This window comes from Anabaena lutea FACHB-196 (assembly GCF_014698305.1).
Classification (GTDB): Bacteria; Cyanobacteriota; Cyanobacteriia; order Cyanobacteriales; family Nostocaceae; genus Anabaena; species Anabaena lutea.
Genome location: NZ_JACJST010000013.1, coordinates 80,768 through 100,527 on the forward strand (window position 1 = coordinate 80,768; position 19,760 = coordinate 100,527).

General features: G+C 38.2%; 17 protein-coding genes and 1 pseudogene. 13 read left to right on the forward strand and 5 right to left on the reverse strand.

Annotated features, from left to right (window positions below; all coding sequences use genetic code 11):
- Window positions 1-110 precede the first annotated feature (110 nt).
- From lpxC to H6G59_RS15095, 6 genes are all read left to right on the forward strand, one after another.
- Window positions 111-959: a UDP-3-O-acyl-N-acetylglucosamine deacetylase gene (lpxC, locus tag H6G59_RS15070; protein ID WP_190715754.1), complete on the forward strand. Its 849-nt coding sequence runs from the start codon at window positions 111-113 to the stop codon at window positions 957-959.
- A gap of 82 nt (window positions 960-1,041) precedes the next feature.
- Complete coding sequence (gene fabZ, locus H6G59_RS15075; protein WP_190715756.1) at window positions 1,042-1,557, forward strand: 3-hydroxyacyl-ACP dehydratase FabZ; 516 nt, start codon at window positions 1,042-1,044, stop codon at window positions 1,555-1,557.
- 201 nt (window positions 1,558-1,758) lie between these two features.
- Complete coding sequence (lpxA, locus tag H6G59_RS15080) at window positions 1,759-2,577, forward strand: acyl-ACP--UDP-N-acetylglucosamine O-acyltransferase (RefSeq protein WP_190715758.1); 819 nt, start codon at window positions 1,759-1,761, stop codon at window positions 2,575-2,577.
- A gap of 149 nt (window positions 2,578-2,726) precedes the next feature.
- On the forward strand, window positions 2,727-3,887 hold the full coding sequence (gene lpxB / locus H6G59_RS15085; protein WP_190715760.1) for a lipid-A-disaccharide synthase: 1,161 nt from the start codon (window positions 2,727-2,729) through the stop codon (window positions 3,885-3,887).
- Entirely contained in the window at window positions 3,821-5,212 is a 1,392-nt protein-coding gene (locus H6G59_RS15090) for a DNA cytosine methyltransferase (protein ID WP_242038879.1), read from the forward strand. The genes lpxB and H6G59_RS15090 overlap by 67 nt, the downstream gene beginning before the upstream one ends.
- A 30-nt stretch (window positions 5,213-5,242) precedes the next feature.
- The gene (locus H6G59_RS15095) at window positions 5,243-5,803 is read left to right on the forward strand and encodes a Uma2 family endonuclease (protein ID WP_190715762.1); all 561 of its coding nucleotides are present in this window, start codon (window positions 5,243-5,245) and stop codon (window positions 5,801-5,803) included.
- Between the two features lie 18 nt (window positions 5,804-5,821).
- Here the strand turns inward: H6G59_RS15095 and H6G59_RS15100 are convergent, their stop codons facing one another.
- Window positions 5,822-6,964 carry a hypothetical protein gene (locus H6G59_RS15100; protein WP_190715764.1) on the reverse strand — a complete coding sequence of 381 codons (1,143 nt, stop codon included), beginning with the start codon at window positions 6,962-6,964 and terminating at the stop codon, window positions 5,822-5,824.
- Window positions 6,965-7,159: 195 nt separating this feature from the next.
- Window positions 7,160-8,002, reverse strand: coding sequence for a prohibitin family protein (locus H6G59_RS15105; protein WP_190715775.1), 843 nt, complete (start codon window positions 8,000-8,002; stop codon window positions 7,160-7,162).
- A gap of 245 nt (window positions 8,003-8,247) precedes the next feature.
- Here H6G59_RS15105 and nfi point away from each other — a divergent pair, with 245 nt between their 5' ends.
- The 3 genes from nfi (at window position 8,248) to H6G59_RS15120 (ending at window position 11,600) form a co-directional block, all read left to right on the forward strand.
- Window positions 8,248-8,913 (forward strand): deoxyribonuclease V, encoded by a 666-nt coding sequence (gene nfi, locus H6G59_RS15110; RefSeq protein ID WP_190715777.1) that lies wholly within the window; start codon window positions 8,248-8,250, stop codon window positions 8,911-8,913.
- Window positions 8,914-9,038: 125 nt separating this feature from the next.
- Window positions 9,039-9,593 carry an FHA domain-containing protein gene (locus H6G59_RS15115; RefSeq protein ID WP_190715779.1) on the forward strand — a complete coding sequence of 185 codons (555 nt, stop codon included), beginning with the start codon at window positions 9,039-9,041 and terminating at the stop codon, window positions 9,591-9,593.
- Between the two features lie 39 nt (window positions 9,594-9,632).
- Window positions 9,633-11,600 carry an FHA domain-containing protein gene (locus H6G59_RS15120; RefSeq protein WP_190715781.1) on the forward strand — a complete coding sequence of 656 codons (1,968 nt, stop codon included), beginning with the start codon at window positions 9,633-9,635 and terminating at the stop codon, window positions 11,598-11,600.
- Window positions 11,601-11,693: 93 nt separating this feature from the next.
- On the opposite strand, the gene H6G59_RS15125 is transcribed toward H6G59_RS15120, so the two are convergent.
- Window positions 11,694-12,872: a glycoside hydrolase family 10-like protein gene (locus H6G59_RS15125; RefSeq protein ID WP_190715783.1), complete on the reverse strand. Its 1,179-nt coding sequence runs from the start codon at window positions 12,870-12,872 to the stop codon at window positions 11,694-11,696.
- Between the two features lie 645 nt (window positions 12,873-13,517).
- Here H6G59_RS15125 and H6G59_RS15130 point away from each other — a divergent pair.
- Together H6G59_RS15130 and H6G59_RS15135 are read left to right on the forward strand one after the other, a co-directional pair.
- Window positions 13,518-14,246: a GDSL-type esterase/lipase family protein gene (locus H6G59_RS15130; protein WP_190715912.1), complete on the forward strand. Its 729-nt coding sequence runs from the start codon at window positions 13,518-13,520 to the stop codon at window positions 14,244-14,246.
- A gap of 555 nt (window positions 14,247-14,801) precedes the next feature.
- Window positions 14,802-15,236, forward strand: a complete 435-nt coding sequence (locus H6G59_RS15135) for a hypothetical protein (protein WP_190715784.1) — start codon at window positions 14,802-14,804, stop codon at window positions 15,234-15,236.
- A gap of 31 nt (window positions 15,237-15,267) precedes the next feature.
- On the opposite strand, the pseudogene H6G59_RS27840 reads toward H6G59_RS15135, so the two are convergent.
- Window positions 15,268-15,483, reverse strand: a pseudogene (locus tag H6G59_RS27840) (hypothetical protein); the annotation flags it as partial.
- Window positions 15,484-15,577: 94 nt separating this feature from the next.
- Between H6G59_RS27840 and H6G59_RS15140 the strand changes: the two are divergent.
- The gene (locus tag H6G59_RS15140; protein ID WP_190715786.1) at window positions 15,578-18,625 is read left to right on the forward strand and encodes a CHAT domain-containing tetratricopeptide repeat protein; all 3,048 of its coding nucleotides are present in this window, start codon (window positions 15,578-15,580) and stop codon (window positions 18,623-18,625) included.
- A gap of 91 nt (window positions 18,626-18,716) precedes the next feature.
- On the opposite strand, the gene H6G59_RS15145 is transcribed toward H6G59_RS15140, so the two are convergent.
- Window positions 18,717-19,094: a helix-turn-helix domain-containing protein gene (locus H6G59_RS15145; RefSeq protein WP_127052482.1), complete on the reverse strand. Its 378-nt coding sequence runs from the start codon at window positions 19,092-19,094 to the stop codon at window positions 18,717-18,719.
- Window positions 19,095-19,308: 214 nt separating this feature from the next.
- Here H6G59_RS15145 and H6G59_RS15150 point away from each other — a divergent pair, with 214 nt between their 5' ends.
- Window positions 19,309-19,755, forward strand: coding sequence for a hypothetical protein (locus H6G59_RS15150; protein ID WP_190715788.1), 447 nt, complete (start codon window positions 19,309-19,311; stop codon window positions 19,753-19,755).
- The last annotated feature ends 5 nt before the right edge of the window (window positions 19,756-19,760 follow it).

A 19,760-nucleotide genomic window follows, 5' to 3' on the forward strand; every position in this document is an offset into this window, starting at 1 on the left:
GCTAATTTTCACCTTTGCCTTAATACTATTCCCCATACAGGCTTAAATCAGGGTTTCTACTAAAGATAAAAAATGAGCAGTACAAACCGAAATATATCGGCTTTTCGCCTATGCACCAGCACACTTTAGCGGCAGAAATTACCCAAAGGGGTGTGGGGCTGCATAGTGGGGTGAGTACCCATGTAAGGATATTACCAGCTGAGGTGGGAAGCGATCGCTATTTTGTCCGGGTGGATTTGCCAAATTCGCCGATTATTCCCGCCCAAGTTGTAGCAGTTAGTCAGACCCAGCTTTCAACTCAGTTGGGTGAAGGCGAGGTCAGTGTCCGCACTGTAGAGCATTTATTGGCAGCTTTGGCGGCTATGGGTGTGGATAATGCCCGAATTGAAATTGATGGGCCAGAAGTACCGCTTTTAGATGGTTCGGCTCAGGTATGGACTCAAAGCATTGCTGCTGTGGGTTTGGTATTACAGCCCGTTAGTGACACGCAAACACCGATAACTATTAAAGAACCAATTTGGGTTTATCAAGGTGATGCTTTTACCTGCGCCCTCCCAGCACCAGAAACTCGGTTTAGCTATGGTATTGATTTTGAGTTACCTGCTATTGGTAATCAATGGCACAGTTGGTCACTAATTACCAATTCAGAAAATACTGAAAACACTTTTGTTACAGAAATTGCTCCTGCCCGTACATTTGGGTTATTGCATCAAATTGAATATCTCCAAAAATCAGGATTAATCAAAGGTGGTAGCTTGGATAATGCTCTAGTTTGTGGGGCTGAAGGTTGGCTAAATCCACCCTTGAGATTTGCTAATGAGCCAGTACGTCATAAAATCTTAGATTTAGTGGGAGATATGAGCTTGCTGGGGAAATTTCCTATTGCTCACTTCTTGGCTTACAAAGCCAGTCATAATTTACACGTGCAACTGGCACAAAAAATTTTAGAATTAATCTAGAATTCAAACCTACTCAAGATCATTCTCAGTTACTAATTTCACTACGAATTAGTAATTAAAAATTACGAATTAGAAATTACCCATGTCAACTCTTACCCAAGCTAACTCTACTGACGTGACTACAACCCAAGGAGATAATCAAAATAGCCACACATCTGAGATTAAAACAACGTTCACAATTGAAGAGATTCAGCAACTATTACCTCACCGTTATCCGTTTTTACTGGTAGATAAAATTATTGACTATGTTCCAGGTAAATTGGCAGTGGGTGTAAAAAATGTTACTTTTAATGAACCCCAATTTCAAGGTCATTTTCCCGGACGTTCACTGATGCCTGGTGTACTAATTGTGGAAGCAATGGCACAAGTAGGCGGAATTGTCATGACGCAAATGTCCGATTCACCTGGTGGTCTGTTCGTGTTTGCTGGGATTGATAAAGTCCGTTTCCGTCGTCAAGTAGTACCAGGAGATCAGCTAGTGATGACGGTGGAACTGTTGTGGGTAAAACAACGTCGTTTCGGTAAAATGCAAGGTCGAGCCGAGGTTGACGGACAACTAGCTGCTGAAGGGGAATTAATGTTTTCTTTAGTTAGCTAAATTAGGTACTAAAATTTTATTTTACTGGTCTGGGCATAACCGTGAACTGCCCTCAGTCAATCCTAAAAGAGCGTAACAGTAAAAACAAAAAACCACAATAGTATTTACTGATTTCTGGATTTTCGCCCCTCACACGTTGTTTGCCCGACACTTTTTTCACTGAACATTTAATACACAGCACTCAGTTCTGGAGAGTCTCCTTTGAAAACGCTTATTCATCCAACTGCTGTAATACATCCTAATTCTGAACTCCACTCAACAGTGCAAGTCGGCGCTTATGCTGTGATTGGAGCAAATGTCAAAGTCGGCGCGGAAACTGTGATTGGCGCTCATGCAGTGCTAGAGGGTCCATGTGAAATTGGGGCGCGAAATCATATTTTTCCTGGTGCAGCTATCGGTATGGAACCCCAGGATCTCAAGTATGTGGGAGAACCAACTTGGGTAAAAATTGGGGATAATAATTCCATTCGTGAGTATGTTACTATTAACCGCGCTACCGGTCGTGGTGAAGCGACGGTAATTGGTAATGGTAATCTACTCATGGCTTATGTTCATGTGGGTCATAATTGCTTGATTGAGGATTCGGTGGTAATTGCTAATTCTGTGGCGTTAGCGGGTCATGTTCACATTGAGTCAAGAGCTAGATTAAGTGGTGTTTTGGGTGTCCATCAATTTGTACATATTGGTGGTATGTCGATGGTGGGCGGTATGGCACGCATTGACAGAGATGTCCCTCCTTATATGTTGGTAGAGGGTAATCCTTCAAGGGTGCGATCGCTCAATCTGGTGGGTCTAAAACGCTCAGGAATGCCTGTTCAAGATTTCCAAGTCCTCAAAAAGGCTTTCCGTATTCTCTACCGTTCTAATTTACTTTTTAAGGATGCTTTGGCTGAGTTGGATCTGTTAGGAGATACGGAACAATTAGAACATTTACGCCGTTTTTTGCTTCTTGCTAAAATGCCAGGAAGACGCGGTTTGATTCCCGGAAAAGGCAGAAAAAGCTCTAGTGATGAGTCGTGATTTAGTGCATTCATGGTTTGATTAGGGAATATGGCGAATACTCCCTAATCACTGGAAAAATATGGATTAATTGAACCGCAAAGACGCGAAGGAAGAAATAAAGAAGTAGGAAGAAGGAAGAAAGTAAAAATACAACATCTAAAATTGAAATGCGGTTATTTATCAGCACGGGTGAAGTTTCGGGTGATTTGCAGGGGTCGCTTTTAATTGCAGCACTTCAACGTCAAGTTGCAGCTACGGGTTTGAAGTTGGAAATTGTGGCTTTGGGTGGGGAGAAGATGGCTGCCGCTGGAGCGACTATTTTGGGCGATACTAGCGGTATTGGTTCGATGGGTATTATTGAGGCTCTACCTTACTTTATACCTACTGTTCAGGTACAACGCCAAGCGATCGCTTATCTCAAGCAAAATCCACCTGATTTGGTGGTGCTGATTGACTACATGACCCCCAATATCGGGATTGGTAGTTATATGGAGCAGCATTTTCCCGATGTGCCTGTGGTGTATTATATTGCGCCGCAAGAGTGGGTGTGGTCAACGAGTTTTGAAAGAACGAAACGAATTGTCAGCTTTACAGATAAGCTATTGGCGATTTTTCCCGAAGAAGCCCGTTATTATCAGCAGAAAGGGGCTAATGTTAATTGGGTAGGTCATCCTTTGATTGATAGGCTGGAAAATACTCCTAGTCGGGAAGCAGCACGGACAATTTTGGGGATTAAACCAGAAGAGATTGTTGTTGCGCTTTTGCCAGCTTCTCGTCAACAAGAATTAAAATATCTGTTACCAGCAATTTTCCAAGCTGCTCAAAATATCCAATCTAAATTACCAGAAACCCATTTTTGGATTCCTCTATCTTTGGAAGCATTTAGACAGCCTATTGAAAAAGCTATTCAAGATTACGGGTTACGAGCTACAGTTGTATCAGGTCAACAACAGGAAGTTTTTGCAGCAGCTGATTTTGCTATTACTAAATCTGGAACTGTCAATTTAGAATTAGCTTTGTTAAATGTACCGCAAGTAGTTGTTTATCGTCTGAATACCATTACTGCTTGGATTGCGCGTAATGTTCTTAAAGGTTCTATTCCTTTTGCTTCCCCAGTAAATTTAGTTGTGATGCGGGAAATCGTGCCAGAATTGTTACAAGAGCAAGCTACATCTGAGAATATTACTCAAGCAGCGATGGAATTATTATTAAATCCTGAGCGCAGACAGCAAACTTTGGCAGATTATCAGGAAATGCGGCGATGTTTGGGAGAAGTGGGAGTATGCGATCGCGCTGCAAAGGAAATTCTACAAATGCTACCCAATTAGAACTTTTTGATGGGGAATTAGTCAAAAAAAATAAATATAAAAGACCGATAGCTGTTGAATTGTTTGCAGGTGCTGGGGGAATGACTCTTGGTTTTGAACAAGCAGGTTTTGATGTTCTCGCAGCAGTAGAAATTGACCCTGTTCATTGTGCAACCCACGAATTTAATTTCCCTTTTTGGCAGATTTTTTGTAAAAGTGTTGTTGAAATTACAGGAGAAGAAATTAGAAAATCATCTAAAATAAAAAATCAAGAAATTGATGTTTTATTTGGTGGGCCACCCTGTCAAGGATTTTCTTTAATAGGTAAACGGCTACTAGATGACCCTCGCAATTCTTTAGTTTTTCACTATATTCGTTTAGTTCTAGAATTACAGCCTAAATTTGTAGTTCTAGAAAATGTCAAAGGAATGACTATAGGTAAACACCGTGAGTTTATTTTAGAAGTTATTTCGGCTTTTGAAGCAATTAATTATAAAGTTTATCAAGATTATCAAGTTTTAAATGCAGCTAATTATGGAGTTCCACAAAACCGAGAAAGATTATTTTTGTTAGCTTGTCGTCAAGATTTAGATTTACCAAATTATCCCCAACCAATCACAACACCGTTAAAAAAAAAGAAAGTTATTAATAATCAGCTTTTATTAACTCCAACTGTAAAAAAAGCACTACAAGATTTACCAATAATTGAAAATTACCAAGAACTCTATGAACAAGATTGGGTATTCGCTGATTTTGGTAAAAGCAGCAGGTATGTTAAACGGCTAAATGGGTTTAAGTCTAAATTTGATAACTACAGTTATAAACGTATTTATGATCCAAAAATGCTCACTTCTAGTTTAAGAACCAAACATACAGAAGTATCAATTCAAAGATTTGCAGATACTTTACCAGGCAAAATTGAACCAATTAGCCGCTTTTATAAACTTGACTATAAAGGTATTTGTAACACACTCAGAGCCGGAACTGCTAGTAATAAAGGTGCATTTACTTCTCCCCGTCCAATTCATCCATTTATTCCTAGATGTATTACTGTAAGGGAAGCAGCACGTTTACATTCTTATCCTGACTGGTTTAGATTTCATGTGACAAAATGGCATGGTTTTAGACAAATTGGTAATTCCGTTCCCCCTTTATTAGCGAAAGCTATAGCATCAGAAATTATCCATGCTTTAAATGTATTACCATATAGACCTAGAAGTATTAAAAATCTTGGTAATGAGAATTTATTACATTTTAATATGTCGGAAGCAGCGAAATATTATGATGTGAATGCAGATATTATTGAACCTAGAACCCAAAAAGCAATTAACAAACTTTTGATATAATGAATTTAGCAGTTAATAGGAACAAACATCATGACTGTTACCAAACCTGCATCATTAACACTAGAAGAATTTCTTAAATTACCAGAAACTAAACCACCTAGTGAATATATCAACGGTGAAATTATTCAGAAACCAATGCCAAAAACTCGTCATTCTAGACTTCATGGTAAATTAATTAATGGCATTAATCAAGTCACAGAGACGAGTAAAATTGCTTATGCTTTTCCAGAGTTACGTTGTACATTTGCCGGTAGATCAATTATTCCAGATATAGCAGTTATTCGCTGGGAAAATATCGCATTTGATCATCATGGTGAACCTATAGATGATGTGTTAACTCCTCCTGATTGGACAATAGAAATTCTTTCTCCAGATCAAAGTTCAAATAGAGTGACAGGAAACATCTTACACTGTATTAAGCATGGTTGTAAACTGGGATGGTTAATTGACCCAGATGATCGTTCTATTTTGATTTTTCAGCCTCAAAAAGAACCAGAATTAAAATATGGGAAAGATAATTTAATTGTATTAGCTGGAATTGAATTAGATTTGACAGTTGAAGAAGTATTTGGTTGGTTAAAAATGAGTTAGATTGTAATTTAATTCTATTCATTTACTACTATTAGTATTTTTCTGAGCATAGTTAATATTCTGCTGATACTCTAGAATCTTTTTTTGCGCTACTGCATAATTAGGACTAGAAACTGGGACACTTTTCATCATATCTATAGATTTCTGCCACTCATTTGCAACTGTCTTCCAGTCATTCTGCGATTTTGCTAATTGGGTAAGGTTAGCTGCATTAATTGCTTGATTTACAGCTTCTCGAAAATTATCAGATTGCGGGGAGATATCAGGTGTTAATGTTTCTGTGTTAGATGGTAATTGTGGTTGAGAAGCCATAGGAATAAATTGGTTATTTTGTTGAACATTTAGTAGGTTGGAAAATAACAATATTCCTATAGCAACTAAGGGAATTAAGCTGAAGATAGCTATTCTTTTCTTTGAGAAAAAACTATATTTTTGCTTGTTAGTAGAAACAACTTCTTTTTCATACGGTTGAACGTTTCCTTGCATATTGTGCATACCCATTTCACCTTTTAACAGATTCATTTCTCTATCTATACCGTTATTAATATTTTCCTGACTTTTCTGTTCTGTTATATTCACAGAATAAACAGCTATTAAACGACGTTTAAATAAAAATTCAATCTGATAAATTACCGCTCCCATACTAATCCAAGTACATCCAAAAATTAATATAACATTTTGTTCAAATTCGTTATAAGATTCAACTGGATTTTCATAGCTAAGATTAAATAAAGGTAGTGAAATTGTAGTAACCATAATAGCTATCAGGCTTGAAATTACAGTTACCAACCAACCATACAAGCCTTCCCAATAACTAATTATTCTTGGCAAAATTCCTTGAATTTTATTCATTTCTGGTGCTTGTAATCTTGGAAAAAATCGACCGATAAACAAATGTACAAGATGATGTGTAAATGTGATTACCAAAATTGGAGATAGGGTTGCGATTACAAAAAATATTACAAGTAATTCTGGGCTGTTTGCAAAATTAGCAATTTGAAAGCCTATTTTTCCAGTATTTTGAACTACAAATGTAATCACTCTGAAGAATAAAGCTAAAATAAAGGATTTTAACCACGAACTAGGATATGGAAACCATACAGGCCAATATGATTTTCGTACATTGTTTTTAGTCTCTTCTGGAGAATTAGGTTTTGTCATAACCAATAACTAATAAACCTGATATTTACAGTATTTCTACATATAACATTAAAGGATCATTTTTCGTACAAAAAATCTATAAAATACCAAAAAACCCCCAATTGAACGGAGGTTTTAATTAAGAATATTCTATTTGGTAGAGAATATTCTCATCTAGTAATCTAAATTAATTCTACCTCTCCCACTTTACAAAAACTAATTTTTCTTTTGTTCACTTGCTAAATCATTAGGATTAATATTAATCAAAGGAACCGCACCATTACCACCCATAACCATTGGGAAACGTCCATCCCATTTTTCTATCGCTTGCTTTTGCAATAACTCCGGTGTTAAAGTTAGCCGTTGTAATCTTTGTGCTTCAGCTTGACCTTTCGCACGGTTAACTTCCGCTTGAGCTTCTTGAGTCGCTTTTTGAGCAATAAAACTTGCTTGTTTTGCTTCTTGTTCAGCTATTTGTTTAGATTCAATCGCTCTACTAAACTCTGGAGAAAAGGAAAAGTTTACTAGAGAAACATCATCTATGAGTATACCATATTGCTCTATCCTTTTTTTGAGATTACTATCAATTTCTTCTTTAAGTTCCGTTCTTTTAGTAATGATTTCTTCCGCTGTTTTTTTAGCTGTAGCTGCTTTCAAAACCTCTGATACTGCGGGTGTCATAATGCCATCAATAATTAAAGTTTCATCTCCAACTTGTTGAAAAACCTTGTTTACCTTGAGTGGATCAATATGCCAATTGACTGCAAGTTCAGTTGTGATTGTTTGCAAATCTTTAGAAGCAGCACCAGCTTTAAAGCTATTTTGTTGAACGCGGACATTAAGCCTTTTAACTGATGTCACAACTGGCATAATCGGATGAATTCCTTCATCTAAAATTATATCTTGAACTTTGCCAAATTTCATGACTACACCACGTTCACCAGCATTAACAATGGCAAAAGGACGAATCATCATAGCTAAAATTAAAAGCAAAAAACCTCCACATAAATAAAAAAATAGGCGATAATTATTCCCAAGCTCTCTATTAATATTTCTCATGACTGTATTTATGTAATATGGGACATTAGTTCATCAGGTCTAATCAATATTGATATCTTAAATTTAACAAAAGTTTACATTCTCTTTAAAATTCAGGATATATACTAAACACGGTTAAAATATGGACTTTTGAAGGATTATTAAACCCCTACCGATAGAATCAAATAATTAAACAGTTTTCAGTATAGATACAACATGGATAGTGAAGATTTCGGAATATAAACATTTTCATTCCCAATTTAAATATGAAAATTCAACAAATTCATTCTTGGCCTGCCACTGTTGAAGAAGCTATAACTATTCAAGAAACCTTGCAAAATCAAGTAATTACTACAGACGTACTCAAAGAACCTATCAAGTACGTCGCAGGTGCGGATTTGGGTTTTCTTGAAGATGGTACAATTAGCCGTGCAGCAGTTGCAGTACTGAGTTTTCCTGATTTGCAGGTAGTGGAAACGAGTTTAGCATACCGACCCACAAGCTTTCCTTACATACCTGGTTTCCTATCTTTCCGAGAAATACCCGCCCTTTTGGATGCTTTAGAAAAGATTCAAACTATACCTGATATAATATTGTGTGATGGTCAAGGAATTGCTCACCCTCGAAGATTAGGCATAGCTTGCCATTTAGGGGTAATCGTGGATATACCGACCATTGGTGTAGCTAAATCTCTGCTGATTGGTAAACATGAAGAATTACCAGAAGCTAAAGGTAGTTGGCAACCATTAATACATAAGAAAGAAACTATTGGCGCAGTTTTACGCACACGCACCGGAGTAAAACCTCTCTATATATCTAGTGGACATCGCATCAGTTTACCGACAGCAATTGACTATGTATTACGCTGCACGCCAAAATATCGGTTGCCAGAAACTACCCGCATTGCTGATAAATTAGCATCTGATAGATAAAGTGTAGATTTTACAGTTCATTATTTAATAAAGTTGATTTTCAAGACTTGCTTACTAACACCCAATCATGTTAGGAATCGCACTGTAAGGAGTTGAAGTAGCTAAATAAAAGTTATCTAAAAATAATGAACTCACTAACTTTACAGTGGCAAGATGCAGGACAGAGTAAAACTCAACAAGTTTATGATCAACAGTCCAGCAAAAATCCTGGTACTATCCGCATTGGTCGTGACCCTTTACGGTGCGATATTATTTTAACTCACCCGACTGTCTCTGGTTTACACGTTGAAATATTTTTTCATTCTCAACAACAACGTTTTTATATTAGAAATTTGCGGGAAACAAATCCTCCTCAAATAGATGGTAAGTCACTCATTCAAGGTGAAATGATGTTAAGTAAAGGGAGCCTAATTTATTTAGGACAACAACAACTTCAAGTTACTGATATTTCAATTAACAGTATTCCTGCAACAATTTTAGTTCCACCCCAACAACCACCGGTGCAATCGGGATATAATCACCCTAAAAAATCACTTCCAACACAACCAAAACCTGTTTATGGTTTGCAATGTTCCAGATGTTATAAAGTTTCTCCACCAGAAAATCTACAAGTAGGTTGTTCTTGGTGTGGTACATCTTTAGCTGCGGCTGTTAGTGTACTAGTAGCACCAAGTAATTGAGTGCTGAGTCAATTTTTTTAATGACTAATGAAATGACCAATGACTAATTTACAAATTCAATTAAGTTGGGAAGATCCAGCGACGGGAGAACGACGAGAACCTAAGTTAAGTTTACCTATCGCTTTTGGTAGAGAATTTGCTCGTTTACCAACAGAAATTAGGGGTCAACGTGTCTCGCGGATGCTGTTAAATAGCAATGAAGTTTCTCGCTATCATGCCCTCATTGATTGGGAACAAGATTGGGAACAAAATCATTTTTTAGTAATTGATCAAAACAGCGTTAATGGTGTGTTGGTAAATGGTCAACGCCAAACACGCTGTCAGTTAGCTAATGGGGATACTTTGCAAATTGGTCCCTATATAATGACTGTGCAGTTTGGGATTAATACTGTTATTCCCACTCCTAATAATCCTTCCACAATTCTATTTAATCATAATACTAATCTTCCTGACCCTAGTTTATCACCAGTCCGTCCTGTCACTCCTTTAGGAAGTAATTTTCCACCGCCAGCTTTTCAAGATGCAAAAGTTGATTTACAGGCGCTTCATGCTACGGGTTTACCAGTTGATGAATGTGATTATTTAGCAATTGGTGCAGGTTTAGGTAGTTTTGTTTGGGTGGATTTATTAAGAATTAGTGGTATTAAAGCTGAAAAAATTATTGCTGTGGGACTAGAAGCGGAACCTTATGCTCGTTATAAACGGCTATGTTTGAATTCGCAAATTCCTCTACATGAAAGGTTACGTTCTAATTCTGATTCTTGTCCTGATAATATTTGGGGTTGGCCTAGTTATGCTGTGAGGGAATTTTGGCATGATTTAACTAAAGGTCAGTTAAAATCGGCGTTTAAATATTTATGGCAGGTTTTTGGCGAACCAACTTTTGCGGAAACTTATACTCCCCGTTCTGGTAATGTTTTTGATTCTATAGATAGGGAAGCAAAGCGTATTGGTTGGAATCAAATTTATCGTTATGGACGAGTTAGGTCAATTCGCAAAACTGAAGATGGTAGATATTGTGTTGCTTATTCTCGCAGTCCTGGAAATTATGCTTTTTTAGTTTGTCGTTATTTACATTTAGCTACGGGATATCCTGCGATTCAGTTTCTCCCAGATTTGCAAGCTTATAGAGAAAAATATCAAGATTTTAAATCGGTTGTAAATGCTTATGAAGCACACGATCATGTATATGAACAGTTAGAACGCCAAGGTGGGACTGTTTTGATTAGGGGACGGGGTATTGTGGCTTCGCGGATTTTGCAGCGGATTTATGAAGCGAGAAAGCAAAATCGCAATATTACAGTTTTGCATTTAATGCGATCGCCTAAACCCCAAGGCAACAAATTTCAAAAGTCCCAGCGTACCGTCAAAAACCACTATGAATTTCAACCCTTTAACTGGCCAAAAGCCTGTTGGGGTGGTGAACTTCGGGTCATGTTAGAAAAAGCCATTCCAGAAGAACGTCAGCGTCTATTAGCAGACTGGGGTGGAACTACTACCGCAGACCGTCAAGATTGGCAAAATATCACTGAACAAGGGATTAAAGAAGGTTGGTATCAAATTACTTTTGGTCAGGTGATAGGTGTAGAACGAGATAACCAAAATCATACTATTACCCATATCCAAGAAAAAGGTTTTGGGGAAATGAAATTAGTCGCTGACTTTATTATTGATGCTACTGGATTAGATGCCAAAGTTGATGCTAATCCGTTGTTAGAAGATTTGGTTAAGCATTACAATTTACCCCTAAATCATCTGGGGCGCTTGGTAGTAGCAAATAATTTTGAATTGGTAGAAATGCGGAACACCAAAGGTCAAATGTATGCAGCAGGGGCAATAACTTTAGGTGGCCCCTATGCAGCAGTTGATAGTTTCCTGGGTTTACAGTACGCGGCTTTAGTTGCTGTTGATGGATTATACACAGCCCGTGCGCCAGGAGTGAAAAGATTAAATGGTATTAGTTCATTTGGACAGTGGGTAAAATGGATTTCAAATCAATCACCGTAATTCGTAATTCGTAATTCGTAATAGTGCCTACGGCAGTAATTCGTAATTTTACTCCAATGACTAATGACTAATGACTAATGACTAATGACCAATTTAATCTGCTGCTAATCGCAATGCAGGATAGGGAAAAAGACTTTGAAATCCTTTTAAACGCTCACTTAATAACTCTGAAGAGTTATTCCACAGACTTTCATAATAGAAGAATACTACACCTAGTCCACGCTGTTGGGCGGCTCGTACTTGAGATTTAATTTGTTGCATTGATACGGGTTTTGTTCTTAACCCTGCCATGATTCCAACTCCAGTAGGAATGATTTGCTGTACTTCTTGCATTTCTGGTCGGGAAATCTTGGCGTTAAACTGATTCAGATTCTCTCGATAAACTTGCACAATTAGCTCATCTACTATGTTTAATCGCACCCAGTTGAGCCAGTCTTGCAGTTGAAATTTGTAAGCAAAATCGTAGTAATTAGGTGAAACTGAAAAAATTGCTTTTGGTTTTATTTGCTTGACTCTTTCATTAAGTCTGACCATAAAATCTGTGATTTTATTTGCCCGCCAGCTTACCCATTCTGGATCTTGAGCATCTACTGGAGGATTCTTTTTTGTTTCTTGGCGGTACAAGGCAACTGTGTATTTATCATAGCCAAATTCATGAGGTAAACTCATGTGATCATCAAATTGGATGCCATCAATGTCATAGTTATTAGCCAGTTCTAAAAGCAGATTAGTAATAAACTGCTGTACTTCTGGATGAAAGGGATTTAACCACATAACTTCACCAGCCGCACTAATGGAAGTTTGGCTACCGTTCCGTTTTTGTGTGAACCATTCTGGTTTATTTAATGCTAGTTCTGAGGTTGGGGGAGCCATAAAACCAAACTCAAACCAAGGAACAACGAGTAAATTTTGGCGATGGGCTTTATCAATTACATCTGCAAGAATATCATGTCCATCTGAACCGCGAAAAACAAATGGTTGAATATCTAAACGTTTGGCTACGACGCTAGGATACATGACATAGCCAGAGTTCCAAACCACGGGATAAAGAGTATTAAAGTTAAGCTGACGCAGTTTTTTGACAGCATCCTGGACTTTTTGACGATCTTTGAAAATGTTAAGATCGTTGTTGGTTATCCACACGCCGCGAATTTCTTGACGGGGTGTTTGGGCGGTAACGGGGGTGAAGCTATTTCCCCATAAAACTGCGACAAAGGAAATTAAAAATAACAGCGGAAACAGACTTTTAAGTAGTTGATGATGCCAATTCATTCTTTTTCCACGCTGCCAACTTAAAGAGAAAATATTAAATTTCGTCCTTTTGAAGGATGTATTAAGTAAAGATTTATGCATCTGCATAAGATGGTGACGGAATTTATGAGTCATGTTGTCTACGATCATGATAAATTTTGCTTGTGCATTGTATTTGGCTGGGATTCACATCCCGGCTGCGGCTGATTGAGTAAATTCACAATTGTTGACGTAGCTATTTAAAATTAGTGCCTGGTTTGACTATTTTCTCTAGCTGAAACTATGTCAAATTAATTTTTGTTTTTTATGTTCAGCATTGATATATTGCAATGCTGTAAAACTCAAACTCATTTTCATAAATTTGCCAAATTCACAGTTAAATTCTTGAAATTTTGGATATATTTCGATTTGTTAACCAAGTTTAATAATATCTTTATTTTTTACTTTAAACAAGTAATATAATCGGCATTTGCCCCTAAATATATTAATAAACATACAAGTAAGGATAGGTAATAGATAATTAATAGTTATAAGTGGTTCCCTGTAGGGATATGCGATCGCTCTCAGAAAGCCAAGGCTTTTAGCCGAAAAGATAAAAAAGATACCATAGAATAGTGTAAAAATGTATAGAATCTTGTAAAAATATAAATGACACTGCTGTTTAAGATGCAAACCTTGAAGCCTTCCTCCTCAATGCTGTCTGTAGCACCAAAAGTATGCCAGCCTTTAAAGATTGTCGCCTTGGGAGATAGCTTAGTATATGGATACGGCGACCCTGAAAAAGGCGGTTGGGTAGAACAACTGCGACGGTGGTGGATGTTGCCAGATAGTGTCGGTCATGTGCTATATAATTTGGGGGTTAGGGGCGATCGCACTCAGCAAGTTTCCCAAAGGCTAGAAGTAGAATTTCGCAATCGTGGAGAAATCCGTAACCGTGTTCCTGACTTGATTATTTTATCTGTCGGAGTTAACGACACACCCCGCTTAGGTCGTCCCAACGGCAAAAATTACACAGATTTTACCCAATTTGAAACCGAAATCGCTGCATTATTAGACCAAGCACAACAACTGTGTCCTGTTCTTTTTGTGGGTATGGTTCCCGTAGATGAAACCAAAATGCCTTTTCTCGATTGTTTATACTACAATCACGCCGACCAATATCGCTACAAAGAAGCCACTCGCACGGCTTGTCAGCAACGGCAAATACCCTATTTAGATATTTTTGACCAATGGATGGAACGCAGTGCAGATTGGAGAGAAAAACGCATTACGCCAGATGGACTCCACCCCAACACTCTCGGTTATCAAGACCTATTAGAAGCCGTTTTAAACTGGTCAGAATTAACAAAATATCATTGCCAAGTAGATTATCAACTGCAATTAGAAAATTCATAAATTTTAATTTGTAATTAAGTATTTCCGAAAATTTCTTGTGGTGCGGGCAAGATGCCCGCTATGAACTAATCCAGGACATATAATAGGACTTACGCATGAGTCACGGAATAACGTATCCCTTACGGGAGCCGTAAGGCATACCGCAGAGGACGCAGAGGACACGGAGGAATAAGAGTTTGGGAGAGTTTTTGCGTAAGTCCTAACATAATTTCCTAATATCATAGCCCCCTCCACGAAAGAGCGGGGAGGGGGTTGCTCACAAGGGTAGGTATTTTACATTGTCGTGAGGGCTAGACTTGGTGGACAAGGAAGGACAGTGGACAAGGGAGGAAAACCGTACAAAATCATATTCTCTTGGTAACAAGAACAGTCCGTCAAAAGACCATTGTGCGTATAAAATCTTCCTTGTCTACCTTCCCTCCTTGTCTTCCAAGTCCTGCCTTCACAGATAATATTAAAAACCTACCCTTGTGAGATGGGGGGACGCGGGGGAGGGGTTCTTCGATAAACCCTATAAATATTGCTTTTAATTCCTTAACTACACAGTATTTATTTATGACTCCAACTTTATTTGGTCGTTGGCAAACTCGATTATTATTATTACTAACTGTCGGAATATTAGTATCTATACCTTTTGCAATTGGTTTAATTGGCAACCGTCCTCACACAGTTTATTTTTGGATTCTTGCCTATGTCGCCATTTTTGGTTTAGGTTGGGATGTGCTTTATAGCTATCTCCAAAAATCACGTTGGGATAGAGATTGGCCAGCAGCTTATCAACTTTTTGCAGGTATTTGGGAAATGGTATTTGTCTTTTGTGGAATTAAGATTTTTGGCTTTTTACCCATACCTATGCCTAAAGAAGAACTACCAATAGGGGTGTTTTTTCTACATTATAGTTTTGTTTGGTTAGCTGTTTTCATTATTTCACAAAGTTTAATGCGGATTATTTTTCCCCGCTGGCGTTTTCGGGGTGGAGAGTGGTTTTAAAACGCAGAGGTACGCTGAGGTTTTTTTTGTTTTAATTTTGTGAAAAGGTTCCAATAATTTTTAGAGGATGTTTTTCTTTTTCTGCAAGTTCTATGTTTAAATTGAGGAGTTTTTCTAGAAAATCATCGTTAAGATGAAAATCATAGGCTTGCATAACTAGTTTATCTAGTTGTTGATGTAGTTTATAAAGTAGGCTGTTAGGTTCGTGAAAGAATTTATTATAAACAGTGGTAATCCCCCATTGTTTTCACTCCATTTTTTCTGTGCAATTAAGTACCTGCAATAATTCCCATGTTATCTTTACAGTGTGATTTACATAAAATAAAACTACTGTAATTACAATGCTAAAACGTATAAATTATCCGCCATTTATCCTCCTAGGCATATTCCTATTTTCCCCCTTAAATACAGCCAGTGCAGAATATAAACCTGTAAAAATAGCCCAACAACCACAGACAAAACGTACCGCTGCGGAACAAGCATTTCAAGAAGGGATAAAACTTTATGAACAAGGAACAGCGCCATCTTTAAAACAGGCAATTGCTAAATTAGAAACAGCACTGACACTATTTCGAGAAGCTGGTGAACAACCCTCAGAAGCAGTAGTCCTCCTTCGGATAGGCTATATTTACTCATCCTTGGGAGAGAAAAAACAAGCACTGGAATACTACAAACAGGCTTTGCCCATATATAAAACTGTGGGTAATAAAGGTGGAGAAGCCGCGACTCTCCATAATATTGGCAGTATTTACGACTCATGGGGAAAAAGACAAGAATCACTACAATATTACAACCAGGCTGTATCTCTGTTACGGGCAGTAGGAGACAAAGCTGGAGAAGCCATTACCCTTAATAACATTGGTTTAGTCCATGACTCATTGGGAGAAAAACAACAAGCATTAGACTACTATAATCAGGCTTTATCCATATATCAGGTTGTGAGTGACAAAGGTGGAGAAGCCACTACTCTCCATAATCTAGGCTTAGTCTATTCCTCGTTGGGAAAAAAGCAACAAGCATTAGACTACTATAATCAGTCTTTGCAACTGTTACGGGGAGTAGGTAATAAACGTGGGGAAGCCTATAGCCTTAGTAATATTGGCAGTGTTTACGATTCCTTAGGAGAGAAGCAACAAGCACTTGATTACTATCACCAAGCACTCACCCTGAGACGTGCAGTGGGTGATAAAGGTGGGGAAGCCTATACTCTCAATAATCTTGGCAGCGTCTACTCTTCTTTGGGAGAGAAACAGCAAGCATTAGATTACTATAACCAAGCTCTAACGCTGTTACGAGCAGTGGGGGATAGAAGTAAAGAAGCTACTACTCTCAATAATATTGGCACTGTCTACGACTCACAGGCAGAAAAAGAGAAGGCACTAGATTACTATAACCAAGCTTTACGCCTGTTACGAGCCGTGGGAGATAGATATGGGGAAGCCTCCACTCTGCATAATATGGGCGCTGTCTATTACTCATTGAATAATAATCAGCAAGCACTAAATTACTATAATCAGTCTCTACCCTTAGCACGAGCAGTAGGTGATAAAGATGGTGAAGCCTATACTTTAACTAATCTTGGCAGTGTCTACGATTCATTAGGAGAAAAGCAAAAAGCACTCGAATACTATCATCAGGCTTTACCCTTGAGAAGGATGATAGGAGATAGACGTGGGGAGGCTTTTACTCTTTATAATCTCGCTTACCTACAACGCCAACAGGGCAATCTTAATGAAGCCTTGATTCAAATGCAGACTGCTATCAATATTATTGAAAATTTACGCACCAAAATTACTAATCAAGATTTACGGGCTGCTTACTTTGCCACTTTTCAAAAGTATTACAAGTTCTACATTGACTTATTAATGAAGTTGCACAAACAGCAACCATCAAAAGGTTATGATGCCCAAGCGCTACAAGCTGGGGAAAGCGCCCGCGCCCGTGTCCTTTTGGAATTGCTAACAGAAGCTAATGCGGATATTAGAACTGGTGTTGATGCCAAGTTATTAGCAGCAGAACGTCAATTACAAGAACAACTGGATAGTAGTGAAAAACGCCGTATTCAATTACTAAGTGCTGAACCCACTCGTCAACAAATTCAAGCTTTAGAAACCGAAAGAACTGCACTTTTAGAACAGTACACAGAAATACAAACACAAATTCGTGCTACCAGTCCCCGCTATGCTGCCCTTACTCAACCCCAACCGTTGTCACTTAAACAAATTCAGCAGCAAGTATTAGATGAGGATACTCTACTTTTAGAATATTCTCTAGGTGAAGAAGGTAGTTATCTGTGGGCAGTTAGCAAAACAGATATGACTAGTTATGAATTACCGAAAACTGCCGAAATAGAAGCCGCAGTTAAGAATTTCCGTCGTATTCTCACATCATCAACTTCCAGTCCTCAAAAAGTCAAGACAGCTGGCGCACCTGTGACGCAAATGCTGTTAGCACCAGTGGCGCAAAAATTGGGCAATAAACGCTTAGTTATTGTTGGTGATGGTGCTTTGTTATATATCCCTTTTGCTGCCTTAACAGTACCAAATTCCCAGGGAAAGGAGTATCAGCCATTATTACTCAATCACGAAATTATCACTTTACCATCAGCTTCTACAGTCGCTATTCTGAGAAATGAACAAAAAATCAGGAAAACAGCTTCTAAGACGTTAGCAGTCATCGCAGATCCAGTTTTTACTAGCAATGATCAACGGATTACTAATAAATTACCAATATACGCAAAGTCAGAAACCCAAAACTTAAGTAACAATACTTTAAGTAGAGCCGCTAGAGACGCTGGTATTGATTTTGATCGTCTGCCTTTTACCCGCACTGAAGCTAAGATGATTCTGGCGTTAGTTCCTGAAAATCAGCGGTTACAAGCATTTGATTTTGCCGCTACTCGTGATTTTGCCACAAATTTGCAACTTAGTGAATATCGAATTTTACATTTTGCCACTCATGGTATCCTCAATAGTCAACAACCAGAGTTATCTGGTGTGGTGCTGTCGCTGTTTAATAATCAAGGTCAACCCCAAAATGGCTTTTTGCGTTTACATGATATTTTTAACCTCAACCTGTCAGCAGAGTTAGTAGTTCTCAGTGCCTGTAAAACTGGTTTGGGTAAGGAAATCAAGGGAGAAGGATTAATCGGCTTGACAAATGGGTTTATGTATGCTGGTAGTCCTAGGGTAGTGGTGAGTTTGTGGAATGTAGATGATCAAGGTACATCTGTACTCATGCAGAAATTCTACCAAAAGATGCTGCAACAGGGTTTAAAGCCCATAGCAGCGTTACGAGCCGCACAGTTGCAGATGTTGACAGAGAAAAATAAAAATTTATGGAAACCGTACTATTGGGCGGCGTTTACCTTGCAAGGTGAGTGGCGTTGACACTCTCCGGGACAAAGACGAGGAGATTGTTGGTTTAGCGAGTCCACTGATTAAAATAGGCGAAAAGCCGATGAAACAATTTTTTTAATTTTTAATTTGACTCTGCGGTACTAGCTTTCGCTTCATCCCCAGAAGCCTCAGCTACAGCAGCTAATCTATCCGCCGCCGCTTGCACAATTTGTGCTACTTGACTCAGAGGCATATGCTGAATTTGCCTCAAAATCAAAATTAAATCTGAAGTTTCTTGTATTGGCTTACCATCTAAACAACTGAGTAACTCTTCCAGTGTGTAACCCGCTCTCGCTGCGATTTTCGCCAAATTCTCAGTATCTGGCACTTTTACGCCTTTTTCCCACATCTGAACAGAGGTAGCAGAAACACCCAAAAGCTTGCCAAATGCTCGCTTACTCATCTCACCACGAGCTAGTTGGATAATCTCAATTAGTTTTTCCCTGCTTTCAATATTCACTGCTTCTGTAGGTAACTAGTCTGTTTTATTGACAACTTTATTTTTAATACTACAACGTTACTTTTATCTTGACATCTGCATTTTTTGGAATTAAACTATAACTTTAGTAATTATATATTAACATTAGGAATAATAAGGGTGGTAAAATAGCTGGACTAGTATAAGAATTTAGCTACCAACTCTGAATTTCTGCCAATCCCATTCCAGGTGCATCATGTCTCGCCCGTCACGTTCAACTACCAAATATCGCCGCAAAGGTAAAAACCTAATTAGCTCTAATCAGATTAAACCAGAAAATTGGCACATTTCTGAGTCCGAGGCGAAAGAAGCTCTACAAGCCAAAGGCTACAATGTCAAGCAAATCAAAAAAATCCACGGACTTAAGCATCAGGTGTCTATTTCCTACTGGGATAATCAAGGCAACATTTGCAGCAGTTTTTTCAGCTATCGAATTTTTGCCCGTTGGCACAAAGAAGTAGAAAAGTTAATTGACAACTGCCAAAACCTCAAGTTATGGGCAAGATTAAACCACATCATGGGCTATGAATTTGCCTATTACCATTACCTGAGTGAGATAGAAGATACTCTACAGCAGGCATTAGGAAACCGCCTGGATGTATTACAAGAAACATCTACACAAGCGGTTTTTCAGGTTGTTTAACAGGG

What these genes read in the sequence shown, in the direction of transcription:
- lpxC (WP_190715754.1), top strand. Translation starts at nt 111, where the DNA reads ATGCACCAGCACACTTTAGCGGCAGAAATTACCCAAAGGGGTGTGGGG.
- fabZ (WP_190715756.1), top strand. Translation starts at nt 1,042, where the DNA reads ATGTCAACTCTTACCCAAGCTAACTCTACTGACGTGACTACAACCCAA.
- lpxB (WP_190715760.1), top strand. Translation starts at nt 2,727, where the DNA reads ATGCGGTTATTTATCAGCACGGGTGAAGTTTCGGGTGATTTGCAGGGG.
- H6G59_RS15090 (WP_242038879.1), top strand. Translation starts at nt 3,821, where the DNA reads ATGTTTGGGAGAAGTGGGAGTATGCGATCGCGCTGCAAAGGAAATTCT.
- H6G59_RS15095 (WP_190715762.1), top strand. Translation starts at nt 5,243, where the DNA reads ATGACTGTTACCAAACCTGCATCATTAACACTAGAAGAATTTCTTAAA.
- H6G59_RS15100 (WP_190715764.1), bottom strand. Translation starts at nt 6,964, where the DNA reads ATGACAAAACCTAATTCTCCAGAAGAGACTAAAAACAATGTACGAAAA.
- H6G59_RS15105 (WP_190715775.1), bottom strand. Translation starts at nt 8,002, where the DNA reads ATGAGAAATATTAATAGAGAGCTTGGGAATAATTATCGCCTATTTTTT.
- nfi (WP_190715777.1), top strand. Translation starts at nt 8,248, where the DNA reads ATGAAAATTCAACAAATTCATTCTTGGCCTGCCACTGTTGAAGAAGCT.
- H6G59_RS15115 (WP_190715779.1), top strand. Translation starts at nt 9,039, where the DNA reads ATGAACTCACTAACTTTACAGTGGCAAGATGCAGGACAGAGTAAAACT.
- H6G59_RS15120 (WP_190715781.1), top strand. Translation starts at nt 9,633, where the DNA reads ATGACTAATTTACAAATTCAATTAAGTTGGGAAGATCCAGCGACGGGA.
- H6G59_RS15125 (WP_190715783.1), bottom strand. Translation starts at nt 12,872, where the DNA reads ATGAATTGGCATCATCAACTACTTAAAAGTCTGTTTCCGCTGTTATTT.
- H6G59_RS15130 (WP_190715912.1), top strand. Translation starts at nt 13,518, where the DNA reads ATGCAAACCTTGAAGCCTTCCTCCTCAATGCTGTCTGTAGCACCAAAA.
- H6G59_RS15135 (WP_190715784.1), top strand. Translation starts at nt 14,802, where the DNA reads ATGACTCCAACTTTATTTGGTCGTTGGCAAACTCGATTATTATTATTA.
- H6G59_RS15140 (WP_190715786.1), top strand. Translation starts at nt 15,578, where the DNA reads ATGCTAAAACGTATAAATTATCCGCCATTTATCCTCCTAGGCATATTC.
- H6G59_RS15150 (WP_190715788.1), top strand. Translation starts at nt 19,309, where the DNA reads ATGTCTCGCCCGTCACGTTCAACTACCAAATATCGCCGCAAAGGTAAA.